The sequence below is a fragment of the Zoogloea sp. genome (assembly GCF_017302315.1).
Lineage (GTDB): Bacteria > Pseudomonadota > Gammaproteobacteria > Burkholderiales > Rhodocyclaceae > Zoogloea.
The window spans coordinates 1-6,414 of sequence record NZ_JAFLDT010000133.1; the positions used below are offsets into that span (position 1 = coordinate 1).

Genomic DNA, 6,414 nt, shown 5'->3' on the forward strand with positions numbered 1-6,414 from the left:
ACGCTGACCCGCATGCAGGCCGAACGCGCGGACCTCTTTGAAGGCCGCCCGGTGGCGACTGTGGAGGCCGCCCTCAACGACGCCATGGCCCAGGCCGCCGATGCCCTGCGCCTGTGCCAGACCGCCACCCAGGCGGCCGAGGCCCAGCGCGCCCGCCAGGACGAAGCCCTGGGCCAGGCTCGCAGCCGGCATGCTGCCCTGCATCTTGCGGCCGGGCAGGCAGCGCAGCGCCTGGACGACTGGCTCACTGATTTCAACGCAGCCCAGGGCGGCGCTGCACTGGATGGGCCCCAACTGCGCGCCGCCCTGGCCCACGCGCCCGACTGGCTGAGCACCGAACGCCAGGCCCTGCAGGCCCTCGACACCGCCGTGGATTCCGCCACCGCCGTGCTCCATAACAATGAAGCCAGCCTGGCCGCCCACCGGGCCACCGTGCCGGGCGAGGAGGGCGTCGACGCGCTCAACGCCCGCCACGCCCAACTGGCCGCCGAACTGGCCGAGGCCCGCGAGGCCCACACTTCCATCAAGTTCGAACTGGCCCGGGACGACGAGCGCCGCGCCCGCAGCGGCAGCCTTCAGGCGGATCTGGCCCGCCAGCAGGCCCGCACGGATCTGTGGGCGCGCCTGGGCGAGCTGATCGGCTCGGCCGACGGCAAGAAATTCCGCAACTTCGCCCAGCAGCTCACCCTCGACATCCTGCTCGGCTACGCCAACCGCCACCTGGAGAGCCTGTCCCGCCGCTACCGCCTGCAGCGCATCGCCGACAGCCTGGGCTTGCTGGTGCTCGACCAGGACATGGGCGACGAGCTACGTTCGGTGCATTCCCTGTCGGGGGGCGAGTCCTTCCTGGTGTCCCTGGCCCTGGCCCTCGGGCTGGCGTCCCTGTCGTCCCACCGGGTGAAGGTGGAGTCCCTGTTCATCGACGAGGGCTTCGGCAGCCTGGACGCCGACTCCCTGCGTGTCGCCATGGAAGCCCTGGACAGCCTCCAGGCCCAGGGCCGCAAGGTGGGGGTGATCTCCCACGTGCAGGAGATGACCGAGCGCATCGGCACCCGCGTCGAGGTGCGCCGGCTGGCCGGCGGGCAGAGCCGGGTGGTGGTGGATTAAGGTCCAGTTTTTTTCCGCTCGGCCGATAAGTGGCTCATGTCAAAGGATTTTATCCTGCCTCTCGGCTGTGCGTCGGGGCGTCTTAACGTGTCATGGCTGCAGTCGGCAGGGCGGCGGGTTTCGCTACTTCCGCGGCTGCTGCTTGTTGCCCTGTTCGTGCTGTGCACCAGCCTGCCGGCGGTGGCGGCCGAGAAGGTTTACCGTGTTGGCGTCACCGCCTTCCGCGACAAGTCCGTGACCGTGCGCGAATGGGGGCCCACCATGGACTTTCTGTCGGCGCAGATCCCCGGCGCGCGCTTCGAGGTGGTGCCCCTCAACCTGCCCGGGTTCGAGGCGGCCCTGAGTCGGCGGGAGCTGGATTTCGTGGTGACCAATCCCCAGCACTACATCGTCATGGAGACCCGCTACGGCGTGTCGCGGATCGCCACCCTGGTCAAGCAGGAGAACGGCCGGATGGTGAACCAGTTCGGCGGGGTGATCTTCACCCGCAGTGATCGCCACGAGATCAAGCGCCTCCAGGATCTGCGCGATCTGCGCATTGCTGCTGTTGACCGCACTTCCTTCGCCGGCTTCCTGCTCCAGTACGACATCTTCGAGCGCGCCGGTATTGATCTTGATGAAGACTGCCATGTGCAGTTCCTCGGCTTCCCCCAGGACCTGGTGGTGAAAGCGGTGCTGGAGGGGCGCGCCGATGCCGGCTTCGTGCGCACGGGCGTGCTCGAGGCCATGGCCAGCGAAGGGCACATGACGCTGTCGCAGGTACGCATCCTGAATTCCGTTGGCAACACCGAATTCCCGTTCATGATCAGCACCGAGCTGTTCCCCGAATGGCCGCTGGCGACGGCACCCCATGTCCCCATCGAGATCACCAACCGGGTCGCCGCGGCCTTGCTGCTGATGCCACCCGACAGTCCGGCCGCGCGTAGTGCACGCTACCACCGTTGGTCCACCCCCCTGGAGTACCAGCGCGTGCAGGCGGTGATGCGCCGGCATGCCATCTACCCCTACGACCAGCGCGAGCCCATCGCCCTGGCCGATGTGCTGCGCGAGTACGCCTTCCACCTCCTTGGCGGGGTGGTGGTGTTCACCTTGTCCCTGGGGGTGCTTTACGTCCGCACCAACCGCCTCAACATGGAGCTCCAGTCGTCGCGCCAGAAACTCAGCGAGATGGCCCACACCGACGCCCTCACCGGCCTGCCCAACCGCAATCTTCTCGATGACCGCCTGGCCCTTGCCCTGGCCCATGCCCGCCGCAGCCATGAGCGCATTGCGGTGTGTCTGATCGACCTGGACCGCTTCAAGCCCATCAATGACACCTGGGGCCATGAAGTGGGTGACGAGGTGCTCCGTGAAGTGGCCAGCCGCCTGGAAGCGGTTCTGCGGGAAGGGGATACGGTGGCCCGCTGGGGCGGTGACGAGTTCGTGCTTCTGCTGGACGGGCTGAATACCGACCGGCAGCTCGAAGAGATCATGCAACGGGTGCTCGACAGCATCGCCGCCGACTTGACTGCCTGCCCGGGCGGGCATGTGTCGGCGAGCATCGGTGTCAGTCTTTATCCGGTGGATGCCCATGACGCCACCCTTCTCCTGAAGCACGCCGACGCAGCCATGTACCAGGCCAAGCGCGAAGGGGGAGGGCGCTTCGTGGTCTACTCGGAGGATATGGCGTAAGCCCGTCCTCTCCCGCTCGCGCCTGCCCTCGCCCTGGCGGTCGGCGCTGTTCCCGTCCGGTCGAATACACACTGTTTTCCTCCGTTGTCCTCCCTGAAAAGTTCGCAAACCCAATGCTGACGGGGGTTTGGGCTCCCTTGGCCGGATCACTCGCTGGGTGAAGCTTAAGGGGTTTATGGGACGCGCTGAGGGTGGCTGGAGGGACTATGGGGACTATGGGGACTATGGGGACTGTGGGGACTGTGGGGACTGTAGGGGCGACTTCAGTCGCCCGCGGACGTCGATCAAGGGCATGCCTGTGATCAACGCGCGGATGGGCGACTGAAGTCGCCCCTACAAGTCGCTCCTGCGGGAGAGACCGTATCGATCGTCAGACGACGCGTCAAACGGAGGCAATTAGGACGAGTTCGCCCCCACGGCGCCTTCGATCCGTCCCGGATATCCCGTATCCTCCGCTCGTTCCACCTCACTGCCCCGCCCCGGAGTTCCCCTTGCCCTCCACCCCCCTGACAGCCGGCCTGATGCTGGTCCATGGCAACCACCCCGAAGCCCTGCGTGACCTGCTCGTCACCTGGATCCGGCGTTACCCGCTGGCGCCCCTCGAGACCGAGACCGTGCTGGTGCACAGCAACGGCATCGCCCAGTGGCTGCGCCTGGCCCTGGCCGAGGATGTCGAGGACGGCGGCTGCGGGATCGCCGCGGGGCTGGATCTGTCGCTGCCTTCGCGCTTCCTGTGGCAGGCCTACCGGGCGGTGCTGGGGCGCGACGCAGTGCCGGAGGCCTCGCCCTTCGACAAGGCGCTGCTGGTGTGGCGCCTGATGCGCCTGTTGCCGGACCTCACCGGCCAGGCGGCCTACCAGCCCCTGCGGCGCTTCCTGGCGGCGGATGCCGATCTGCGCAAGCGCTTCCAGCTCGCCGAGCGCCTGGCCGACCTGTTCGACCAGTACCAGGTGTACCGGGCCGACTGGCTGGCGGCCTGGGCGGTGGGCGAGGATGTGCTGATCCGCGCTTCCGGCGAGCGGGTGCCTCTGCCGGATGAACAGCGCTGGCAGGCTTGCCTGTGGCGGGCTCTTCTGGCTGATGTGGCCGCCGGGGGCAATGCCGATCTGGCCGGGCAGGGGCGGGCGGCGGTGCATGAGGCCTTCCTGGCCCGGGTGGCCGGGTGGCCCGACGATGCCCCGCGCCCTGCCGGCCTGCCGCGGCGGGTGCTGGTCTTCGGCATCTCGGCGCTGCCGCGCCAGTCCCTGGAGGTGCTGGCCGCCCTGGCCCGCTGGAGCCAGGTGCTGATGTGCGTCCACAACCCCTGCGAGCACTACTGGTCCGACATCGTTGCCGACAAGGAGCTGCTGCGCGCCACCCGCAGCCGCCAGCAGCGCCGCGCCGGCGCGCCGGCCGAGATCGACGAGGACAGCCTGCACCTCCACGCCCACCCCCTGCTGGCCGCCTGGGGCAAGCAGGGCCGTGACTTCATCGGCCTGCTCGACGAGCATGACAGCGATGTGGCCCGGGCCGGCTACCTGCAGCACTTCGCGGACATCCGCCAGCGCATCGACCTGTTCGCCACCCACGGCACAGCCTGCCTGCTCAACCAGTTGCAGGACGACATCCGCGACCTTCGCCCCCTGGGTCTGACCCGCGACACCTGGCCGCCGGTGGCCCCCGGCGACGACTCCATCCGCTTCCACATCGCCCACAGCCCCCAGCGGGAGGTGGAGGTGCTCCACGACCAGCTGCTCGCCGCCTTCAACGCCGATGCCACGCTGCGCCCCCGGGACGTGATCGTCATGGTGCCGGACATCGATGTGTATGCGCCCCACATCCAGGCCGTGTTCGGGCTGATCGACAGTCATGACCCGCGTTACATCCCCTTCAGCATTGCCGACCAGGGCCAGGGCCGCCACGACCCGCTGGTAGGTGCCATCGGCAAGCTGCTGGAGCTGCCCACCTCGCGCCTCGCCGTGAGTGACGTGCTCGACCTCCTGGACGTGCCGGCCCTGCGCCAGCGCTTCGGCATCGGCGAAGACCAGCTGCCGCTGGTGCGCCGCTGGGTGCACGGCGCCCGGGTGCGCTGGGGCCTGCATGCCGCTCACCGCTGCAGCCTGGGCCTGCCGGCAGCGCCGGAGGGCAACACCTGGCTGTTCGGCCTGCGCCGCATGCTCCTCGGCTACGCCGTCGGCGGCACCGCCGGGGCGTGGAACGACATCGAGCCCTACGACGAGATCGGCGGCCTTGATGCGGCCCTGCTCGGGCCCCTGGCCGACCTCCTGGAACGCCTCGAAGCTACCTGGCAGGCCCTCGCCGACAGCGCCGACGTGGCCACCTGGTGCGAGCGCCTGCGCTGCCTGCTGGCCGACTTCTTCGCCCCCGACGACAGCGCCGACGCCTACACCCTGCAGCAGCTCGACCTGGCCCTGGAGCGCTGGCAGGCGGCCTGCCAGCAGGCCGGCCTGGACGGCCCGCTGCCCCTGGCCGTGGTGGGCGAACACTGGCTCGCCCAGCTCGACGACAGCGGCCTGTCCCAGCGCTTCTTCGCCGGTGCGGTGACCTTCGCCACCCTGATGCCCATGCGCGCCATCCCCTTCCGCCAGGTGTGCCTGCTCGGCCTCAACGATGGCGACTACCCGCGCACCCGGGTGGCCATGGATTTCGACCTGATGGGGCGCGACTACCGCCCCGGCGACCGCTCGCGCCGGGAGGACGACCGTTACCTCTTCCTGGAAGCCTTGCTGTCGGCCCGGGAGCGCCTGTTCATCTCGTGGGTCGGGCGGAGCGTCAAGGACAACACCCTCAGGCCGCCCTCGGTGCTGGTGGGGCAATTGCGCGACCATCTGGCCGCCGGCTGGCGGCTGGCCGGGCGGGAAGGGGAGGGGAATGCCCTGCTCGACGCCCTGAGCATCGAGCATCGCCTGCAGCCCTTCAATCCCGACTACTTCCCGGCCGACCCCGCGGCCAGCCGCCTGTTCACCTATGCGGAGGAGTGGCGCATCGCCGACGACCGCCCCGGCGGCAGCCCGCCCCTGGCGACGCCGGCCGAGACGCCCCCCGTCACCCTGATGGAGCTGGCCGCCTTTCTGCGCGACCCGGTCAAGGCCTTCTTCCGCCAGCGCCTGCGGGTGGACTTCGACATGGACGACCCGGCCAGCGAAGACCAGGAGCCCTTCGACCTGGACGGCCTGGAACTGTGGCACCTGTGGGACGAGCTCATCGCCGCCCAGGCCCATGCGGTGCATCAAGGCGAGCCCCGGGAGGACGCCCTGGCCGAGGGCCTCGCCCGCATCCAGCGCCGCGGCGACCTGGCCGCCGGCGCCTTCGCCGAGCTGATGAGGGAGACCCTGGCCGCGCCCATGGCCGATCTCTTCCAGCGCTACGGCGAGGCCCTGGCCCAGTGGCCCGACCTCCTTGTGGAAGCGGGTATCCACATAGGTCTTGCCATCGCGCTCGATGAACTTCGAGCGATACCCGAAGAAGGCTTGGGTGATACCGGTCGGCACCCAGGAGGGATAATGCAATTCCACATCCGGGTCGGCGATCAGGTCGCCGTTCTGCTCGAAGTAGTGCGCGACGCTGATCATCTCGCTGTGACGCTCGATCACCAAAGGCTGGTAGCCGGTTTTCTCAAAGCGCACATGGAAGGAG

Annotated in this window: 3 protein-coding genes; all 3 read left to right on the forward strand. The window is 68.9% G+C overall.

Annotation, left to right across the window (positions count from 1 at the left end; all coding sequences use genetic code 11):
• On the forward strand, window positions 1-1,107 hold a 1,107-nt coding region (locus J0L98_RS20795; RefSeq protein WP_296414068.1), incomplete at its 5' end, for an SbcC/MukB-like Walker B domain-containing protein.
• A 36-nt stretch (window positions 1,108-1,143) separates the two neighbouring features.
• Window positions 1,144-2,778 carry a diguanylate cyclase gene (locus tag J0L98_RS20800; RefSeq protein WP_296414070.1) on the forward strand — a complete coding sequence of 545 codons (1,635 nt, stop codon included), beginning with the start codon at window positions 1,144-1,146 and terminating at the stop codon, window positions 2,776-2,778.
• A 491-nt stretch (window positions 2,779-3,269) separates the two neighbouring features.
• The coding region (gene recC, locus J0L98_RS20805; protein WP_296414072.1) for an exodeoxyribonuclease V subunit gamma at window positions 3,270-6,414 on the forward strand (3,145 nt) is incomplete at its 3' end.